The sequence below is a fragment of the Ruminococcus sp. 8Y-12 genome (assembly GCF_058119865.1).
On sequence record NZ_CM176623.1, the window covers coordinates 2215857 to 2235910 of the forward strand.

15 protein-coding genes are annotated in these 20054 nt (G+C 40.0%); 14 read left to right on the forward strand and 1 reads right to left on the reverse strand.

The annotated features are described in order from the left end of the window. The first annotated feature begins 249 nt into the window (after nt 1-249). The 12 genes from AC0THY_RS08145 (at nt 250) to AC0THY_RS08200 (ending at nt 15052) form a co-directional block, all read left to right on the forward strand. Nucleotides 250-1230, forward strand: coding sequence for a glycosyltransferase family 2 protein (locus AC0THY_RS08145; protein ID WP_489993928.1), 981 nt, complete (start codon nt 250-252; stop codon nt 1228-1230). After that, nucleotides 1227-3587 (forward strand): polysaccharide pyruvyl transferase family protein, encoded by a 2361-nt coding sequence (locus AC0THY_RS08150; protein ID WP_489993929.1) that lies wholly within the window; start codon nt 1227-1229, stop codon nt 3585-3587. Before AC0THY_RS08145 ends, AC0THY_RS08150 begins: the two co-directional genes overlap by 4 nt. 14 nt (nt 3588-3601) lie before the next feature. Beyond that, entirely contained in the window at nt 3602-4633 is a 1032-nt protein-coding gene (locus AC0THY_RS08155) for a lysylphosphatidylglycerol synthase transmembrane domain-containing protein (protein ID WP_489993930.1), read from the forward strand. A gap of 23 nt (nt 4634-4656) precedes the next feature. After that, entirely contained in the window at nt 4657-5781 is a 1125-nt protein-coding gene (locus AC0THY_RS08160) for a glycosyltransferase (protein WP_489993931.1), read from the forward strand. Between the two features lie 135 nt (nt 5782-5916). Then, nucleotides 5917-7230 carry a nucleotide sugar dehydrogenase gene (locus AC0THY_RS08165; protein WP_489993932.1) on the forward strand — a complete coding sequence of 438 codons (1314 nt, stop codon included), beginning with the start codon at nt 5917-5919 and terminating at the stop codon, nt 7228-7230. A gap of 18 nt (nt 7231-7248) precedes the next feature. After that, nucleotides 7249-9135 carry a hypothetical protein gene (locus AC0THY_RS08170; RefSeq protein WP_489993933.1) on the forward strand — a complete coding sequence of 629 codons (1887 nt, stop codon included), beginning with the start codon at nt 7249-7251 and terminating at the stop codon, nt 9133-9135. A 21-nt stretch (nt 9136-9156) separates the two neighbouring features. After that, nucleotides 9157-10182 (forward strand): glycosyltransferase family 2 protein, encoded by a 1026-nt coding sequence (locus AC0THY_RS08175; RefSeq protein WP_489993934.1) that lies wholly within the window; start codon nt 9157-9159, stop codon nt 10180-10182. A gap of 10 nt (nt 10183-10192) precedes the next feature. Further along, nucleotides 10193-11095, forward strand: a complete 903-nt coding sequence (locus tag AC0THY_RS08180; RefSeq protein WP_489993935.1) for a glycosyltransferase — start codon at nt 10193-10195, stop codon at nt 11093-11095. Nucleotides 11096-11103: 8 nt separating this feature from the next. Beyond that, a complete protein-coding gene (locus tag AC0THY_RS08185) occupies nt 11104-12237 on the forward strand; it encodes a glycosyltransferase (protein ID WP_489993936.1) in 1134 nt (377 codons plus the stop codon). Nucleotides 12238-12262: 25 nt separating this feature from the next. Beyond that, nucleotides 12263-13336: a Gfo/Idh/MocA family protein gene (locus AC0THY_RS08190; RefSeq protein WP_489993937.1), complete on the forward strand. Its 1074-nt coding sequence runs from the start codon at nt 12263-12265 to the stop codon at nt 13334-13336. Further along, nucleotides 13336-13902, forward strand: coding sequence for an acyltransferase (locus tag AC0THY_RS08195; RefSeq protein ID WP_489993938.1), 567 nt, complete (start codon nt 13336-13338; stop codon nt 13900-13902). The genes AC0THY_RS08190 and AC0THY_RS08195 overlap by 1 nt, the downstream gene beginning before the upstream one ends. Before the next feature lie 19 nt (nt 13903-13921). Then, complete coding sequence (locus tag AC0THY_RS08200) at nt 13922-15052, forward strand: DegT/DnrJ/EryC1/StrS family aminotransferase (protein ID WP_489993939.1); 1131 nt, start codon at nt 13922-13924, stop codon at nt 15050-15052. Between the two features lie 119 nt (nt 15053-15171). Here AC0THY_RS08200 and AC0THY_RS08205 read toward each other — a convergent pair whose 3' ends face one another. Further along, entirely contained in the window at nt 15172-16428 is a 1257-nt protein-coding gene (locus AC0THY_RS08205) for a hypothetical protein (RefSeq protein WP_489993940.1), read from the reverse strand. Between the two features lie 326 nt (nt 16429-16754). On the opposite strand from AC0THY_RS08205, the gene AC0THY_RS08210 reads away from it, so the two are divergent. Further along, on the forward strand, nt 16755-18056 hold the full coding sequence (locus AC0THY_RS08210) for an oligosaccharide flippase family protein (protein ID WP_489993941.1): 1302 nt from the start codon (nt 16755-16757) through the stop codon (nt 18054-18056). A 3-nt stretch (nt 18057-18059) separates the two neighbouring features. Beyond that, entirely contained in the window at nt 18060-19991 is a 1932-nt protein-coding gene (locus tag AC0THY_RS08215; protein ID WP_489993942.1) for a hypothetical protein, read from the forward strand. Nucleotides 19992-20054 lie beyond the last annotated feature (63 nt).

Genomic DNA, 20054 nt, shown 5'->3' on the forward strand with positions numbered 1-20054 from the left:
CACGTCAAGGATACTGTTCATCCTGTAAGAAAATAAGCTTTAGGTTGACTTTAAAGAGCATTGATAGTAAGATAAATTGTAACTATTCGATAGGTCTGCGCATTTACTGCGCTGACCGTGAGAAAATGATTCAGGGTTGCAAAAACCCCATCACCGAAGGTGATCTCAAATGGATTTTTGCATGTATTTGCTCCAAGGGATATCCGGCGGAGATTGAGCCAAGAAAGATACAGGAGAGAAAAGATAGAGATGAAGCTAATAATACAGATTCCCTGCTACAACGAAGCAGAAACACTGGAAATTGCTTTGAATGACCTTCCAAAGCATATTGAAGGAATAGATGAGATCGAGTACCTGATTATCAATGACGGCAGCAAGGATGAGACGGTTGCAGTGGCAAAAAGGTGGGGAGTCCATTATGTTGTCAATTTTAAGAAAAACAGAGGTTTGGCCAAGGGCTTTATGGCAGGACTGGATGCCTGTCTGCGAAACGGGGCGGATATTATAGTCAATACGGATGCGGACAACCAGTACTGTGGTGAGGATATTGAAAAACTGGTGCGCCCTATCCTGGAGGAGAAGGCGGATATTGTAATCGGAGAGCGGCCCATTGATGATACAGAGCACTTTTCACCCCTCAAGAAAAGGCTGCAGCATTTCGGCAGCTGGACCGTTCGTGTGGCATCTAAGTCAGACATTCCGGATGCGCCCAGCGGATTTCGGGCCTACAGCCGGGATGCGGCTATGCGTTTGAATGTGACAAATGAGTACACATATACCCTGGAGACCATCATCCAAGCTGGGAGGAACAAGACAGCCATGGAGTCTGTGCCCATCCGTACAAATCCGGAGCTGCGCAAATCCAGGCTTTTTTCCAGTATGTTTGGGTATGTAAAGCGTTCCATGGTGACCATTATACGGTCCTTTATGATGTACAAACCCCTGCGGTTCTTTACATTGGTGGGAAGCATTTTCCTGCTTCTGGGAACAGCGCTGGGAGTTCGGTTCATCGTTTATTTTGCGCTGGGAGCGGGGGCGGGACATATACAGTCCCTGATTCTTGCCAGTACGCTTCTGATGATGGGCTTTATGACTGTGATCATCGGCCTGCAGGCAGATGTGATTGCAGGCAACCGAAAGCTGCTGGAAGATATCCAATACCACGTGCGCAAACTGGATTACGATGGAAAAGTAGCATCTGATACAGAAAACAAAGGTGAGAATAGATGAGAGATGTTGTAATAGCCATCACTGCCGCCAGCTACAGCGGAAATAAAGGCGCGGCAGCGATGCTTCAAAGCTCAATCAAACAATTGCATGATCGATATGGAGAAAGGCTGAACATCAACCTGATGTCAGTCTATCCATCTGAAGACAGAAAGCAGATTCCGTGGGACTTTATTAAAATAGTTCCCTGTAAACCGGAACAACTGCTTTTTGTTGCATTTCCGCTGGCAATCCTTTACAAGTTATTTTCCTGGTGTCCGCCAGTGAAAAAGCTGCTGCTGAAAAACAAGATACTGAAGGCGTACTCCCAGACAGATGCAGTTCTGGATGAAGCGGGGATCTCCTTTGTGGACAGCCGAGGGTTTGTGATGAACACCTATGCCTTTGTGTGCGCGGCCGTGCCCATGCTGGTGGGGACTCCGGTTATGAAGTACTCTCAGGCAATGGGGACCTTTAAATCCTTTACAAACCGTTTCCTGGCAAAATGGATCCTGCCCAAAATGAAGCTGATCTGCGCCAGAGGCCTGGGCACACTGGATAACTTGAAATCTATCGGAGTGAAAGAGAATGTGAAGCTCTGTGCAGACGGTGCGTTTACTATGGCGGACAGTCCCAGGTGTGATGCCATGGTGGACGAGGTATGCCTGGCTGATCCCTTTTATGAGGGATGCTATAGTTCACGCCGGGACGACAACAGGCTGGTAGGCCTGTCCATCAGTTCAGTGGTGGAGAAGAAGTGTACCAAGATGAAGATTGATTATAAACAGATCATGATTGACTTCATTGAGAAGCTGAACGAGTCCGGCTACAAAGTGCTGATCATTGCAAATGGGGCCAGAATCAACAGCCAGAAGTCCAGAAACAATGATCTAATGATCTGCGACGCTGTCTACGAAGGGGTAAAACGCAAGGATATGGTCCGCTGGTATCACGAGGAGATGGAGGCGGAGCAGATCCGGGCCTTTCTGGGAAAATGCCGTTTTCTGGTAGCATCCCGCTTTCACGCCATGATCGGGGCCTTGGAACAGAAGGTACCCGTGCTTCTGGTTGGTTGGAGCCACAAATATCAGGAGGTATTGGACTTCTTTAAGCTGGGTCAGTATGCTATTGATTTCTCAGAGCTGACAGCACAGTCCCTGAATGAGGAGTTTGTAAAATTTGCGTCAGCGGAGAAGGAAATTCTGAAAAACATTGAAGAAAATTACGATGCCGTGATGGAAAGCTCCAGGCAGAACATTGTCTATGCCAGCCAGGTAATCGATGAGATTGTGTCAAAACCTTCTGCAAAAAAGAAAATACTGGACTATTCAGATCCAGACAAATATATCGGTGCGCATGCGGCCTGCAGAAAAGGATATGCGTCTGACGAGAGTATCCGCGAAAATGCGGCCTCCGGGGGCATGGTAACAGCCCTTCTGTGCCATCTTTTGAAGACCAGGCAGATTGACGGCGCCTGGGTTACAAGATCTGCCATCCGGGATGGAAAGCTGGGATATGACACCTTTATCGCAACCACGGAGGAAGAGTTAAGAAGTGCATCCTCCAGTATCTATATGAATATGCCCCTGCTAAAGCATGTGAATGTGGTCAAAGAGTTTGACGGAAAAGTGGCGGTGGTGATGACACCCTGTATGCTAAAGGGCTTGACAAAGATGATGGATAGGGATCAGGATCTGAAGAGCAAGATTGTTCTGAAGCTGGGACTCTACTGCAGCGGCAACCATTCGGAAAAGGCAACCCTGCTTTCCCTGGAACAGTCGGGGCTTACCTTGGAGAATGCCAAGCGGCTTTACTACCGAAGGGGCCACTGGAGAGGCCTCTCCTCTGTGATTTACAAGGATGGAACCGAGAAAACCTTTTCTTACACAAAGACCATTTGTGCTTATAAGAATGCATACTTCTTTGAAAAAGGCAGTTGTATGACCTGCCAGGATCACTTTGCCTTTGATGCGGATATCAGCTTTGGAGACATCTGGCTGAAAGAGATGAAGGGAAATCCCATTAAGCATACCAGCTGCGTGATCCGAAATGAAAAGGCATGGGAGATGTACCGGTCAGCAGTGGATGCGGGGGCGATTGTGGATTCTCATATCAGCGACCAGGACATGGTGCGAAGCCAAAAAAGAGCTCTTGTGTTTAAATTCACCTGTGCTCCCGCAAAGCTTAAATACTTTGAGCAAAGTGGGAAGTGCGTGGAGCTGACAGCAAACGACAAGTGTAAATGGAACCACAGGCTGGCATTTTACCTGGCCAGAAAGAATAAAGCTTATTCAGAGGAGCATTACGAAAAGCTGAGAAAGAAACCGTATCTGCTGATTTATTATTATATGTGCTTCATACGGGTGCTTTTAAGCTTTTAGGGGATAATAAAAATATGAAAAATAATACGAAAAACAACGACAAGGAAAAAGCACAGGATGTTATTGGACAGGATGCAGAGCTGAATGAGATCCTTACAGAGAAAGCAGAAGAAAAGCAGTCGAAGAAGAAAAAATGGATGAGGCTTGCCAAGTATGGATTCCTGATTTTGGTGGTCGTTTTTCTCGCCAGATACTTCTATAAGAATTTTGATACCTACAAAAATTTGGATGTAAATATCAACTGGTGGGTATTTGCAGGAGCTGTGTTTTTTTATTTCCTGTATAAGATTACCCTTGCTTCTCTGTGGCATTATATGACAAAGCTGAACCATTGTGGGATAGGTTATTTTAAGGCCATCACTGCTTACCTCTACTCTATTTTGGGGAAATATATTCCCGGAAAAGTATTTATGCTTCTGGCCAGAATACCGGCCTACGAGGAGGAGGGGGCCCCTATCCGCAAGGTGACGATCTGCTTCTTCCTGGAGAATATCTGCACCTTGCTGGGAGCAGCCTTTCTATTTCTGGTTTCACTGCTGTTCTTTCCAAATGACATATTGGCGGACTACAAGTGGGCCACAGTGTCGCTGGTGATCGTGTTCTTCATTTGCATCAATCCAAAAATCATAAATTTTTTCCTGAAGTTTTTGGAGAAGCTCATAAAGAAGAAAGATCTGGTTATCCCGATTACCTATGCACAAATGATCAAGGTGGTGCTGTTGTTTATCGGGAATTGGATCATTGTCGGAATCGGGTTTTATATGCTGACCTGCTCCATCTATCCACTCCCTATGTCGGAGATGCTGTACACAGCTGGAATCTTCGGCTTGTCCTGTATCATCGGCATCCTGGCAGTCTTTGCACCCTCGGGACTTGGAGTGAGAGAGGGGATTTTGGTGCTGGGATTGAGCCTGATCATGCCCGAGGAGTATGCGGTGATTATTTCCATTGTGTCAAGGCTTTGGATGACGGTGTCGGAACTGGCTTTGATTGGGATTGCGTTTGTGGTGAATAAGGTGATGGGGAGAAAGAGCCTGAAAGGGTGAGGAGAAAGTGTGGTATTAAAAGTATGGAAGAGAAGATAAAGGTTTCTGTGATTGTACCTATGTATAATGTGGAAAACTATATAGCGGAGTGTATAGAAAGCGTATTAGGACAAAGTCTGACCCAGATAGAACTCATCTGCGTTAACGATGGGTCAATAGATCAAACTTTAACAATATGTAACAATTATTCCGCGCAGGATGAACGTCTGAAAATTATTGATAAAAAAAATGAGGGGGTATCTGCAGCAAGAAATGCCGGACTGGAAGCGGCAGTAGGAGAATATATTTCCTTTATTGATAGTGATGACTTTTTGTTGAGAGATGCTTTAGAAAATCTATATAATTGTGCATCCGGGGAACAATTGGATGAGTTGTTTTTCACCGCTGTTTCCTTTTTCGATTCAGAAGATTTAAAAAAGTCGCAAAAAAATTATGATACGTATTATGAGAGAAAAGGTAATTATGAAGGTGTTCTGTCCGGACAAACTATGTTTATAGAAATGCATAAAAATAGTGAGTTCAAACCATCCGTATGTCTTCAGCTTTGGAGGAGAGCGTTTATTGAGGAACACAAGATTCGCTTTTTGGAAGGAATCATACATGAGGACAATTTGTTTACGATCCAGAGCATGGCTTTAGCGAGGCGAACAATGTATTTAAACAAAGCATACTATATGCGAAGGCTACGCGATGGATCCATTATGACAAAAGAAAAAGGAATACAAAATGCATATGGGTATTTTAAAGTTATATGTGAGCTTATAAAATACTCTAAAAAGGAAGATTTAAGTAAAAATAAAGAATTTTGGCGGGTTTACCTATCACGATTAAAAATATTAAGTGATATGGGTGTTCGATGTATAAAGGAGTTAAAAGAAGAAGCAGATACCTTTATAGACAGTTTAGGAGAGGAAGAAGGCGCCATGTTTTCCCTGATCCTTTTAAACGGGGTTGAGGTCAGAGAAAGATTAAAAAAAGACAAAGATAAGCAGCTTCAGGCAGTGAGGAGCAAAATGGGAGCTATAGAAGAAGAGAAAAAGAGTTTGGAGGAGGAGCTAAACCAAATTAGAGAAAGTAAATCCTATAAAATAGGCAAATGGATAACATGTATCCCACGCAAAATTATACTATGGAGAAATAAAAAATAGGTAAGTGTGTAATGATCTATTTGGAGGTAAGTAAAGTTGACTTTCCTAATTCAGTATACTATAATTGGTGAGATGTTAACGATGCAGCAGAAATGTCCATTATATTATCAAGCAAATTTAGTCGGAGGAGACGCAATGAAAGAAGAATTGCTGAAAAAGATTGAGAGCAGAGAAATAAAGGTTGGTGTTGTTGGTTTGGGATATGTAGGATTGCCTCTAGCGGTTGAAAAAGCAAAGGCAGGCTTCCAAACAATAGGGTTTGATGTTCAGCCGCAAAAGGTTGAGATGGTAAACGCAGGTAAAAATTATATCGGAGATGTAGTGGACAGTGATTTGAAGAAACTGGTGGAGGAAGGAAAATTATCAGCAACTATAGATTTCAGTTTTGTCAGGGATATGGATTTTATTGCAATTTGTGTTCCCACACCGTTAGACCTCCATCAACAGCCGGATATCAGCTATGTTAAGTCTTCCGCAATGGAGATTGCAAAATATCTTACAAAAGGAACAATGGTAGTTTTAGAGTCAACCACTTATCCAGGCACCACAGAAGAACTTATCAAACCTATATTAGAAGAAGGGTCCGGTTTAAAATGCAGTCAAGATTTTTATCTGGGATTTTCACCGGAAAGAGTTGATCCGGGCAACCTTATTTATAAGACTAAGAATACTCCCAAAGTAGTCGGGGCTATAGGGAAAGACGCGACAGAAGTAATCGCTTCTATGTACAGGACTGTTTTAGAGGGTGAGGTATGTGAAGTATCCTCCCCGGCTATTGCCGAGATGGAAAAAATTCTGGAAAATACCTATCGTAATATAAATATTGGTTTAGTGAATGAGTTGACAATGCTTTGTAATGAAATGGGAATCAGCATGTGGGAAGTGATCGATGCCGCCAAGACAAAGCCCTATGGATTTCAGGCGTTTTATCCCGGACCCGGCCTTGGAGGGCATTGTATTCCGTTAGATCCTTACTATCTGTCGTGGAAGGCAAGAGAATATGGATTCCACACTTCAATGATTGAAAGCTCTATGATGATCAATGATCGAATGCCGGAATATTGTGTTGACAGGGCAGGAAAGATTCTAAACCGGTTTAAGACCGCATTAAACGGAGCAAAGGTTTTAGTCCTGGGAGTAGCGTATAAACAGGATATAGATGACTATAGGGAGAGCCCTGCTTTGAGAGTGGTAAAAGAGCTGGAGAAAGTAGGCGCAGAGGTTTCTTACTATGATCCGTGGGTAAAAAGTTATCGCTATGATGGGAAGACCTATACAAGTGAGAAGGAACTTACGGAGAGCTTACTTCAAAGTGTTGATATAGTAATGGTAACAGCAGCACATACAAATGTTGATTACGATATGGTACAGAAATATGCAAAGGTTATCTTTGATACCAAGAATGCTATGAAAAACGTGAAAGAACGATGCAATATCGAATTATTGTAGAGTGTAAAGGAGAAGTCCATGAGTAATGCGGTGGGTATGGCGATTATATTCATATTTTTTCTGTTAATCGTTGCCTTTTGGTACCAGATAGCAGGCATTTCCGTTGAGGAGAGTATGGTGATGACAGCAGTTTTGATTATGCTTTCCGTTTTAGGAGCGGGCCTGTTTGGAAATGCAAAATATTCTTATATAATATTGGCCATATTTGCCGCTGTGGGACTTTTTGCCTTTCTTGCTAATATGGGGGCAAGAAGGCATAATAGAATGTGTTTGAAAACTAGAATGGCAGGTTTTTTTTCACCATCGCTTATCATAATAGCAGGTGTTTTTCTGTATGCATTGATTTTTTTCAGAAAGGGATTGTATACCTATCCTGATGAGGTATATCAATGGGGAAATTCCCTGAAATATATGGCGGAATCCGGAAGGCTGCCATTTGGCAATGAATTTACCGGGGCATCCATAACGTTGTCTGCGTGTACGATGTTTCAGTACTTTTGGATAGGCCTGTTTCCATTTGTAGAAAGCAACAGTTTTGTAGGGAACTTTCTTCTGATATTCATTCCAATTATGCTTTTGATGAAAGATGTTGGCTGGAAGGATTGGAAAACCGTTTTTTTATATGCAGTGAGCATCTTTTTTGCAATGAACTTATTTAGCTACGTAAAGTACTATTCTCTGTTACAGGATTGGGTATTGCCAATGTGGACAGGGAGTATCATTGCGTGGCTTTTATGGCGTTGTGAAAAAAAAATAAACTGGATACTGCTTATTGGCAGCCTTGTGTGCATTGGATCAATGAAAAGCCTTGTGGGACCTTTATTTGGACTCATGATATTTCTGGTAGCCGCTGTCAAAAGCTTCGTTGAAAATGGTTTTACGGAAAAGCCGCTTCAGACATTAAAGAACATGGCCCATAAAGGTTATATTTTCTTAGGTATTGCAGGAATCGTGTCTGTTTTTAGCATTAATATTGTATGGTCCTCTGTTCTGCGTGACAATGTTCTAAGCAGAGGCGGAAATATTTCCGGGAAATCACCAGGGAATATTCTGTCCTTGATGATTAAGAAAATATTTATGACTCTGGGAAACGCGGATGCAGGAGCACCTTTCTTTAGTTATGTAATCTTTGCAGCAGTTTTTGCAGCAGGGTTTTATTTTTTAAGAGGCATGATAAAGAATATATCACAAAAAAAAGTTATGACGGTAGTTTTTAGTCTGTACTTGTTTGGATTTGTGGCATATTTCTTTATTATGTATTATGCGTATTTAAACATTTTTGGAGTGGGTGACAGCCGCAGTGTGGCTGGATTGGAACGGTATTTGTCTTATTACATGCTGGTTGGACTTGTACCACTGATAGCGCCGCTATTCTGCAAAAATATTGCGGTAAAGAATAGGAAACTGTTGAAAAATGTAAGCATAGGTATACTAGTGTTCTGCATGTTTGGGACTGGGAATGGATTTATATCGAAAGCGACAACGATTAACCGTAAGGATGAATCAAGCTGGAAACTTCGAACAAAAGTATCTAAGGAAATTAATAGGCTAAATAAATTGATAGATACAGACGGCCCAATTTTAATAGTTGGTAAACTGAAAGAAAATACGGTAAAAATGTATACGTATGAGTTGGGAACACAGTATAGGTGGGATAAAGACAGTTATACTGTTTACAACAAGGAGAGTGGAACCAGAATGATATTGGATGTTGTACAAAATCCCAAATTAGTAGAGGATGAGGGATATGAATATATTTGGTTCATAGATCCAGAAGAAGAAAATGATGAGTATCATAAGTTAAAAGACACCTATGGACTTAAAAGCATAGAAAATGGTGATTTGTATAAGCTCATCCCGAAAGATGAAGGCAGTGAGAGTGTATATTTGGGAAATACAAAATGAGATAAACGGTGGGTGAAATGTATGTGTAAAGCGAGTATAGTCGTACCCTTGTATAATGGAGAACATACGATTGACAGATGTCTTGACAGTTTAACGAACCAAAGCTTAAAAGATATTGAAATAGTAGTAATAGATGATGGGTCTACCGATCAAGGGGCCGCTGTAGTACAGAGACGGATGGAACAGGATAAGCGAATCCGCCTAATTTCACAAATGAATTCTGGATCAGCTGCTGCAAGAAACAGAGGGGTTCAGGCGGCTAGGGGTAAGTATATAGGATTTGTAGATTGTGATGATTTTGTGGAAGATAGAATGTATGAAGTGATGACGGAAGCTTTAGAACGCACAAAAGCATCCATTGCTATCTGCCAGGAAAAAAATGTTTATATAGAGGAAGAAAGTATTCAACTGATAAACGAGACAAGTTTTCATCTGAGTCAAGAAGTATATTCCAGTACAGAGGTATTAAAATGGCTGCTCAATTATACGTATATGTCTTTAAACAGCTTGTGCTATAAGGTTATAAGGAGAGATTTGTTTGAGAACTTTAGCATTAAGATGCCCGAGCAGTATAAGCAGGCGGAAGACTTAGTGGCAAGCGTAGGATTATTGGCATGCGCGGACCGGGTTGTCATTATACCTGAGAGTTTATACTACTATGTGCATACAAAAGGATCTCTTTCGAATACGTACTCTGTAAGGAATGCAGAAGATATCTATTTAGGCCTTAAGGATGTTTATCATTATCTGCAAAAATATCAGAATAATCTAAAACTGGACAATTTTTCTCTTGGAATGTACTTTTCTTCCATGAAACAAATTTACTGGTCAGTAGATAAAAGGGAAAACAAGTCGGAAGCAGCAAGGATTGAAACTTGTTGGAAAGAAATGCGGACGAAGCATAAGTGGCACCCAGGGTTTCATAATATTCAAACGCCATTCTCCCATAAGCTAAAAATATATGTTGCATATTTTCATATGGTGAGACCCATGTGTACCGTTATAAAATCGTTGAGTTGGATTCCGTTTTTTAAATATATGGCGTAGGAGAAATGCAATGAGGAAAACACAACCAAAGGTAAATATCATTCTATCTTCCTATAATGGAGAGAAATATATACGTGAACAGATAGAAAGTTTATTAGCACAAGATTATCCAAACATTGAGATTCACATCAGAGATGACGGTTCCACTGACCGGACAATGGATATACTGAAGGAATATGAAGAAAAGGGAAAAATTTATTTATATACAGGGGAAAACAAAGGATTTTGCGGAAGCTTTTTTGAGTTATTAAAATTAGCAGATAAGGGAGAATACTGGAGCTTTTGTGATCAGGACGATATCTGGCTGCCTGAAAAGGTGCGTCTCGCGGTTGAGTGGCTGGAGCAGCAAAAGCAGACAGAACCGCTTTTATATTACAGTTTGAGTGAAATGATGGATGACAGCGGGAACAGCCTTGGGCTGCAAAAGCCTCCAAATGGAAGCCTATGTTTCCGGAGGGCGCTGACAGGAACTTTTGGGGTGGGCTTTTCCATGGTGATAAATAAAGCACTTCGGGATGAAATGCTGAGATGTAACCCGCAACAAGTTCACTCACATGATTGGTTAGCAGGAGCAATTGCGTTAGGCTTTGGAACCGTACATGTTAATAACCAAGTTTGCGCTAAGTACCGTCGGCTAGATACCAGTGTGACAAAGATTTCTTTAGGAAAGAAAATAAAATGGTTTGGCCATGCAATAAAAGGAAACAGTGATGTGAAAGATAGAAATATGGAGTTTTCAAAACAGTATAAGGAGAAGCTGAGCAGCAGTAACCAGGCACTCCTCTCTTTATTTGACAGTAAGAAGTATTCCTTCCTAAAAAGTCTGGGAAAAACATTCTATCTAAAGCCATGGAGACCCAATTTAAGCAGTGAAATAGTTATGCGGCTTTTGATGCTTACAGGAAAGGTGTAAAAGAGTAAATGAAGAAAATACTATATTATACAGTAAGGGACATGACGATAGCTGGTCAGGGCATTAATAAAAAAATATCCACACAGATAAAAACATTGCGAAGTTATGGTTACCAAGTTGACGCTGTATATCGAAAAAACGACACAGAGTTAGTGATGGATACCGGAGATGGCACGGATCATATTATAAAATCGGGAATGAAAAGGCCATATAAGGTTTCAGCGAGTAAATATTTAACGGAATATTTAAAGGAAAAGAAATATGATGGGGTTTATATCCGTTATGTGTTTGCTGATGGTCAATTCTACAGATTATTGAAATTATTACACGCAAAAAATACCAAGGTCATTATAGAAATCCCAACGTACCCGTACGATGCGGAATTTCATGATTCATTAGAAAACAGGATTGTACTTTTGCTGGACAAACTGTATCGTAACCGGATGAAAAGGTATGTGGATCAAATCGTTACTTTTTCCAGGGACAAGTCAATATATGGGATTCCAACGATCCAATCCTGCAACGGGATAGATTTCTCAGAAGTTCGTATTGCAGATCATTCTAATCAGCAAAAGGATACGATCTCTTTAATCGGAGTTGCCGACCTGGCGCCCTGGCATGGGTATGACAGATTAATTGAAGGGTTAGGAAGATACTATAATAATGGAGGAAAGAGAAAGATACTGTTTTATTTGGTAGGGGAAGGGACGGAATTAAAGCGGTATCAGGACTTAGTTGAACAGTATAACATAAAGGATTGTGTGATTCTGTGCAGGTCTAAATTTGGCAAAGAGCTGGATAAAATATATGATAAATGTGATATAGCGGTAGAATGCCTGGGGCTGCACAGGAAAGGATTGACGCTGTCCAGTTCTCTAAAAAGCAGGGAGTATGCAGCAAAGGGGCTGCCGATGATCACCTCCACAGACATAGATATTTTTAACGCCGATAAATATCCCTATATATGCCAGTTCCCTTCGGATGAAACAGCAATAGATATTGACAGGCTGGTTAAATTTTACGATACTATTTATGGTGGTAAAAACAAAAATGAAATAGCATCCTCGATTCGGGAATATGCCAAAGAATTGGGAGATATTAAAGTAGTAATGGAACCAATTCATAGATTCTTTGAAAATTAGTAACTATTTAGAGAAAGGAAAAAATATGAAGTATGCATTAATTGGATGTGGCAGGATCTCTACAAACCACGTAAAGGCAGCATTAAATAATCAACTGGAAATCGTTGCAGTTTGTGATCTCGTTCCGGAACACATGGAGTCAGTTCTGGAAAAAAATGGCGTGAAAGAGGATAAGAGCATAAAACGATATACTGATTATAAGAAGATGATCAGTGAAAATGAGATAGAGCTTGTAGGCATAGCAACAGAGAGCGGAAGACATGCCCAGATAGCATTAGACTGCATTGACAAAGGGATTCATGTGATTATCGAAAAACCTATGGCCATGAGTATTGCAGATGCCGATGAAATCATACGCAGATCGGAAAGAAAGGGCGTAAAGGTTTGTGCATGTCATCAAAACCGGTTTAATATTGCTGTGCAGGAAATGCGCAATGCATTAGAGAGCGGAAGATTTGGCAAGTTGTCCCACGGGTCCATTCATGTACGTTGGAACAGAAATCAGGGTTACTACACTCAGGCGCCTTGGAGAGGAACCTGGATGCAGGATGGTGGAGCCTTGATGAATCAGTGTATTCATGGCATTGATTTATTGCGCTGGATGATGGGGGAAGAGATCGAGGAGGTTTATGGAGTGACGCGCCAACAATTCCATCATTATCTGGAGGCAGAGGATATAGGCATGGCGGTTGTCAAATTCAAAAACGGAGCAGTTGCTACCGTAGAGGGGACAACAAATGTATATCCTCAGAATCTGGAGGAGACACTGTATTTATTTGGTGAAAACGGAACAGTGAAACTGGGTGGAAAATCCACAAATAATATTGATGTCTGGAATTTTGCAGACGAGAGCGATGAAGATCAAAGAAATAAAGGCTTGGAAGAACCCACCAGTAATGTATATGGGAATGGACATACTAGTCTGTATGCTGATATGATTGATGCCATTCAAACAGACAGGAAACCATACGTAGATGCATATGCCGGAAAGAATGCACTGGAACTTGTCCTGGCAATTTACAAAAGTCAAAAGGAAGGAAAACCGGTAAAGTTTCCTCTGGAGGACTTTGCAAGCAGCGATATGCAGGGGGAATTTTAATGGAAGATTTCTTTGTTCATGAAAGCAGCTTTGTAGATGATGGGGTTACCATTGGAAAAGACACAAAGATATGGCATTTTTCCCATGTGCAAAAGGGTGCTGTTATTGGAGAAAGGTGTTCTTTTGGACAAAATGTCAATATCGGACAAAATGTAAAAATTGGGAATGGAGTTAAAGTACAAAATAACGTATCGATCTATGAAGGGGTAGAACTGGAAGATAATGTCTTTTGCGGTCCGGCTATGGTATTTACCAATGATTTAACACCACGGGCGAGTTATCCAAAAGGAAGCGCAGGGTATAAGAAAACGGTGGTCAAAGAGGGGGCAACCATAGGGGCGAATGCAACGGTAGTGTGTGGAAACACCTTAGGAAACTGGTGTATGATAGCGGCAGGAGCGGTCGTTACACGGGATGTGAAGGACTATGCTCTTGTAGCAGGAACCCCGGCAAGGCAGATTGGATGGGTCTGCGAGTGCGGGGAAAAGCTGCAAGAGGATATGAAGTGTTCCAAATGTGGAAGAAGCTATATGGAAAATGATGGTGAGTTAAAGAAGATTGATTAGAAAACAATGGAGAAAACAAATGCAGTTTAGAGATTTAAAAGCACAATATGTGGCTCTGAAAGAGGATATTGACCTTGCAATAAGCCAAGTAATGGAAGAATGCAGTTTTATAAGCGGCAGACAAGTCAGGGAATTGGAGAGAGAATTGGCAGAGTATGTGGGAGTGAAGCATTGCATTACCTGTGCTAATGGCACAGACGCTCTTGCATTAGCTTTAATGGCCTGGGAGATAGGCCCCGGAGACGCTGTATTTGTTCCGGATTTCACATTCTTTTCGTCAGGGGAGGTAGTTCCCTTTCTGGGAGCTCAACCAATATTTGTTGATGTGGATGCAACGACTTTTAACATATCCTGTGACAGTTTGGAAAAAATGATAGTGAAAACATTAGAGGAGGGAAAACTTCGACCCAGAGTGATCGTAGCGGTTGATTTGTTTGGCCAACCGGCGGAGTATGATCAACTGAGAAGGATAGCTGAAAAATACGATCTGAAGATATTGGAGGACGCCGCACAGGGATTTGGTGGAAGGATCGGAGAACAAAAAGCATGCAGCTTTGGGGACATTGCAACGACGTCATTTTTCCCTGCCAAGCCATTGGGTTGCTATGGGGATGGCGGCGCCATTTTCACAGACGATGATTCTACTGCAGAATATCTGCGCTCCCTGTGCATTCATGGAAAAGGGAAGAGTAAATATGATAATATCCATATTGGCATGAATTCCAGACTGGACACCTTACAGGCCGCAATTTTGCAGCCCAAACTGCAGGCCTTCAGGGACTATGAGTTAGACAATGTAAATAAAGTAGCTTCTTGGTATACAGAAAAATTGAAAAAGCTTGTCAGAGTACCAGTGATTAAGGAAGGATTCTATTCAAGCTGGGCTCAATATACTATTGTTTTAGAAAACAAGGAGCAGCGGGATGGTTTACAGGAATTTTTGAGGGAACTGGAAATACCGAGTATGGTTTATTATTTTAAACCTATGCACAAACAAAAAGCATTTGGAAAGTTTAATTATGATGACAACAGCCTGAAAAATACAATTGGTTTATGTGACACAGTATTGTCGTTGCCTTTGCATCCATATATGGATGTGGAAGATGTGGAGTATATTGCAAATGCAATATCAAAGTTTATGAAAAATTAATTGTTATGTTCATTATCATCACGGTTACATGGGAGTGTCGGGAATAGACAGACCTAAACAGGGGAGCCGATGACTTGTATAAGTCATCGGCTCCCCTGAAATTTTCTAAAAAGGGCTGATTATTCTATAGTGAAATCCGTGGCCTTAATATAAGGGTAAAACTCATACGCAGAACTTTTATTTTCAATTATTGGACGGTCCGTTTTAAAGAGTTTATAATTTCCCCGCAAAGTTCCTTTAACAGAAAGTTGATCACCTGGCGCGGGTAAAGTACTTTCATCATCTAGGCTGACACCAACAAAATATATATTATTATTTAGCACGGTATCCTGGCTTGATTCACGAATCTTTAGTACACATGTATCAGAATCAGAAATTAGTAAAACCTCCTGTACTACCCCGCTTATTTTTGTATTCTGCCAGGAATACATATAGGGATTTTGAGCAATCTCTTCATAGGAATAGGTTGCATCTTTTAGACTGAATTTGTTACCATCTGCTAATTCAGCATAGACAGGTTCTATTTTAGGATAAGAGTAACTCATGGGAGTCACCGCTTCTTCTGAATCAGTAGTTGATAATGTATCTAAGCCAATAAAGAAACCATAAAGAAGAATAGTATCTCCCTTTTTTAATGAAGGAATTATTGCCTGGTCATATCGTGCTGTAATGGTATTTTTATACTCTGATAAATAAATGTTATTATTTACGTCCACTAATTCTAGTAAACAAGTGGTTTTTGTTTGAAGTATTCGAGACACGGTACACTGCACTTTAAATACATTATTTGTCAAGTCAGCAGTATTATGATAAAATTCTGCATATTTTGGCAATGAGGCCATATCCATTAAATCTGAGATAAGTTCCTGCTTATAGAACCAATCATAGGAGATTAGCTCATCTTCTGCAGAATATTTACTTAACAACCCATGAGGACGTCCTTTATAAAAATCTACAATATAATAAGTGGAATCGCTGGTTGTATATTTACAGGAACCAGTTGGTAGATTTGCCTTAAATTTACCGGTCAAGGTGGAGCCATCTGTGTATTCGATCTGCCCTTTACCGTTGAACATCCCTTCTTTAAATAAACCAGTATAAGTAAACGAAGTCCTATTTTCATCCTCTTCTAAGGTTGTAAAAGAACCGCTGCCATCGGGTAAACCATTTTTCATTTCTCCATCATAAATTCCTGAATATAAATGAAATCCTATTTCTATGCTAAGAGGTAGGTTAGAAGATGGAGCGGCAGTTTCCGAACTGGCAACGGTTTCTGAGATTGATGAGACCATTTTTTTAGTTGAGCATCCAACCCCCATCACTGTTATAAAAGACAATAAGATAATAGGGATACATGTATATTTAAATTTATTCATTCTAAACTCCTTTTGTTTGAAAGTCATATGAATACATTTTATTATAGTTAAACATTATCGTCAAGAGGTATTATAGTTCGGACCTATATGAGTAACAGTTCAGGCAAGTCGGTTCCCCAGAGCGGTGCACGTGTTTGCGTGAGAGATGCCAACGCCCGGGTGACGTCCGGGTGGTAACGCGAGTAAAAGACCTGAGTGAACAGAAACGGTATCGCGGTATTGCAAAACGGATCATCGAACTTAGTCTTGAATTATAGAATGATGTGATATATAATCATGAAAGAGTGCAGAATATAAAGAATAGAAAGAAAAATGGTTAAATAAGTATGAATAAAACGACGGGAATCTTTTCCGCTATATCACGTTTAAAGACAAAGGGCTTTTTTCAAATTTTTAGTGCTACGATTATCAACAGCATGATTTCATTTGTATATGGTATATTTATTGTAAGATTACTGACCAAAAGCGAATACGGTCTTTTTTCATATACACAAAGTATTTCGAATTTTGGTTTGCTTTTTTGTAGTTTGGGACTCAATTTGGGTATTTTACAGTATTGTACGGAAAATAGAAAATTGGAACAGAAATACAGTTTAAGTAAGTTTGCTTTTTTGGGGGGGCTGCTGACAAGCGTTATCACTTGCATTATCTTGCTTGGATATTCAGGGATAGACGGGTCTAATTTGGAAGGAGTAGTCGGAGGTATTATTGCCTTTAGTTTTTTGCCTATAGCTTATTGGCTAAAGGACTGGATCATTTCAAATTTAAGATGGCAGCTCAAAAACCGGGAATACGCCATTGTGATGAATGTTCATTCCATTTTAAATGCAGTACTGGTAGTTCTGGGAGCGTATTTAAATGGGATTTATGCTGCTATTTTGGGGATTTACTTAGCTTACCTTATTAGCATCATAGTTGGGTTGTATTATCTAAGAGAGGATGGCAAGAAAATAATACACGCAAGTCGTGTGGAGAAGGAAATCGTACCTGATTTTGTCAAATACTCCGTAACTATGTGCATAGTCAATGCAATGATTTCCGTATTGTTTACGATTGACACTTTTGTTATTGGAAACGTTTTGCAAAATGCAGAAGAGATAGCTTCCTATAGAACGGCAAGTGTCATTCCATTCGCTTTAAATATGATCCCAAATGCGGTTATGACATTTATGTATCCTTATATTTCAAGAAATAAACATGATAAAGAATGGCTAAAGAGAGAGTTGAAAAAGGTTTATATAGCAAATGGTGTATTAAATATTGGAATAGGGATATGTTTATTGATCATTGCAGAGCCTTTGATCAGGATCTTGTTTGGATCTTCCTATGAGGGGACAGTTCAAATTTTCAGACTGCTGACTATATCTTATATGGTTAGTGCAAGTTTAAGAACTCCATCTGCCAATATCTTAGGAATGTTAAAAATGACGAAGAGTGCTTTTGTAGTATCGACTGCTACTGTACTTTTGAGTGCGTTTCTAAGCTATAATCTTGTAAAGGCGTATGGGATTACCGGAGCAGCATATGGGTCTTGTATTACATTTACTGTGGTCGGGATAGGTTCTTTTATAATCATTATAAAGTATTTGTATAAAAAGCAGTTAAAAAAACCGGAGGCTGAGGTATAAGCAATGAATATTATAATTTTAGGTGTTACCATACTGATTCTGCTGGCAGTAGCATTCTTTTTTCACAAATCAATGAGATTTACGCCGGAGGAAAGTATCGCTGCAGCAATTATGAGCATATTGGTATTGATTTATATCACAGGCCTTGCAGGGAATACCAGAGTTGGATTAATCTTTGTATACATTGTTGCTCTATTAGGTGTAATTCAACTTATATTCAATCGTAGAGTAATATGGATTAAAGAGAGAAATAATACGTTAAGGCGTGAATTTTTCTCACCGGGAATCATTATATTTTTAGCTGTCTGTATATATGCTATCGTTGCATTTGGCGGAATTTTGCTTCACAATTGGGATGAGCTGGCGCAGTGGGGGAAAGCTGCAAACTATATGGTGGATCATAACAAACTGGCTTACGGCAGTTCTTTTGATGGAGCAGAGATATTGATCTCTTCTACAACTTTTTTCCACTATTTTATGGCAAAGCTTACAAGCACTGTAACAGGCATAATTGATGAAAGCCAATACTATGTGTCAAACTTTATTTTATGGTTTGCGGCTGTTTTACTGCCATTAAGTGGGTGCAAATGGAAGGATGTAAAGCGTGTTATCATCTATTCCTTTGTTATGTTTGCTTCAATGACCTTGTTATTTGTCCAGCCTTATTACAATATATATTGTGATCAGGCTTGTGCAATGTGGGCGGGGGGCCTGATTGCCTGGCAGTTATTTGGAAAGAAAAGTAAATATGCACCGATTCTGACTTTACTTATACTATGGAATGTCAGTTTATTTAAAAGTATGGTTGGCCCAATGTTTGCGGTAATTGCAGTTATCGTCATCGGAATCAACACATACATGAATCTGGGGGATAGTTTTAAAGAACGCGTCAAGATATTCAGGACCACATATAAAATTAAGCAGTATTTATATGGAGCGCTGGTGTTTATAATGCCATTTCTTGCTACAATCATTTGGTCTGTCTTTGTAAAGGATAATGCATTAATACGAGGGGGCGTTATCAAGGCACAAGATAATAGAATTGCATTGACGCTGATGAGTGGACTGCAGAAGATCTTTGTGTCTGTAAATTTGAGTGACGTGTTTCCAAGGGTCTCTTTCTTTACTTTCTTTGTTTTCGCGGTTATAATAAGTTTTATAATATGTAAATACCTTTTGAAAGATAGAATGCAGCAATCCTGTAAAGCTATTTTTAGACTGTACTGTATTGGGTTTGGAATTTATTGGCTGGTATTAATTTATGCATATCTCACAATTTTCGGCTATGCGGACAGCATTTCAACGGGTTCTATTGACAGATATTTTTCTGATTATATTATGCTGGGATTTGTACCGCTGATTTTTCCGTTTTTTATGGGGGAACGACTTGGAAAAGTATCCCATAGCACTGTAAAGATCAGGAGATATACGGTTGGATTTTTAGTTATTTTTATATGTATCACATTAAATTCCGGATTTGTGGGACGCGCTACTACTTGGTATTTATGGGACAACGACACCTATTTATTGAGAGAGAAGTTTCAGGTCTATAAGGAAAAACTACTGGATGTAACCCATGGAAATGGAAAGATTTATATGATAAATCAAGATGAGAATGGCTTCCCGGTTGTTATCGGTGATTATGAGATGGGAACCCAGCTAAAACGGGATGGAATGCCATACTATTTTCAAGACAGCAGTGAGCCAAAAGATATAGCAGGTTTGCATGAGACTAGTATTAGTAATTTTGCAGAGATATTGGAATCTGAAAATTATGAATATTTATGGATTTATAAAACAGATGATTATTTTAGTAAGTATCTAGAGACAAATTATTATTTGGATCGTGTTAAAAATGGCAATGTATACAAGATCATTCGATTGAGAGAAGGAAAATATAAACTTCAATTTATTGAAAACATTAAAAATAAGTAACTGTTCAGTACCTTCACAGTTACATGCTAAAATCCATTTAAAATCACCTTCGGTGATGGGATT

Coding starts and splice junctions, on each gene's coding strand:
- AC0THY_RS08145 (WP_489993928.1), top strand. CDS start 250: ATGAAGCTAATAATACAGATTCCCTGCTACAACGAAGCAGAAACACTG.
- AC0THY_RS08150 (WP_489993929.1), top strand. CDS start 1,227: ATGAGAGATGTTGTAATAGCCATCACTGCCGCCAGCTACAGCGGAAAT.
- AC0THY_RS08155 (WP_489993930.1), top strand. CDS start 3,602: ATGAAAAATAATACGAAAAACAACGACAAGGAAAAAGCACAGGATGTT.
- AC0THY_RS08160 (WP_489993931.1), top strand. CDS start 4,657: ATGGAAGAGAAGATAAAGGTTTCTGTGATTGTACCTATGTATAATGTG.
- AC0THY_RS08165 (WP_489993932.1), top strand. CDS start 5,917: ATGAAAGAAGAATTGCTGAAAAAGATTGAGAGCAGAGAAATAAAGGTT.
- AC0THY_RS08170 (WP_489993933.1), top strand. CDS start 7,249: ATGAGTAATGCGGTGGGTATGGCGATTATATTCATATTTTTTCTGTTA.
- AC0THY_RS08175 (WP_489993934.1), top strand. CDS start 9,157: ATGTGTAAAGCGAGTATAGTCGTACCCTTGTATAATGGAGAACATACG.
- AC0THY_RS08180 (WP_489993935.1), top strand. CDS start 10,193: ATGAGGAAAACACAACCAAAGGTAAATATCATTCTATCTTCCTATAAT.
- AC0THY_RS08185 (WP_489993936.1), top strand. CDS start 11,104: ATGAAGAAAATACTATATTATACAGTAAGGGACATGACGATAGCTGGT.
- AC0THY_RS08190 (WP_489993937.1), top strand. CDS start 12,263: ATGAAGTATGCATTAATTGGATGTGGCAGGATCTCTACAAACCACGTA.
- AC0THY_RS08195 (WP_489993938.1), top strand. CDS start 13,336: ATGGAAGATTTCTTTGTTCATGAAAGCAGCTTTGTAGATGATGGGGTT.
- AC0THY_RS08200 (WP_489993939.1), top strand. CDS start 13,922: ATGCAGTTTAGAGATTTAAAAGCACAATATGTGGCTCTGAAAGAGGAT.
- AC0THY_RS08205 (WP_489993940.1), bottom strand. CDS start 16,428: ATGAATAAATTTAAATATACATGTATCCCTATTATCTTATTGTCTTTT.
- AC0THY_RS08210 (WP_489993941.1), top strand. CDS start 16,755: ATGAATAAAACGACGGGAATCTTTTCCGCTATATCACGTTTAAAGACA.
- AC0THY_RS08215 (WP_489993942.1), top strand. CDS start 18,060: ATGAATATTATAATTTTAGGTGTTACCATACTGATTCTGCTGGCAGTA.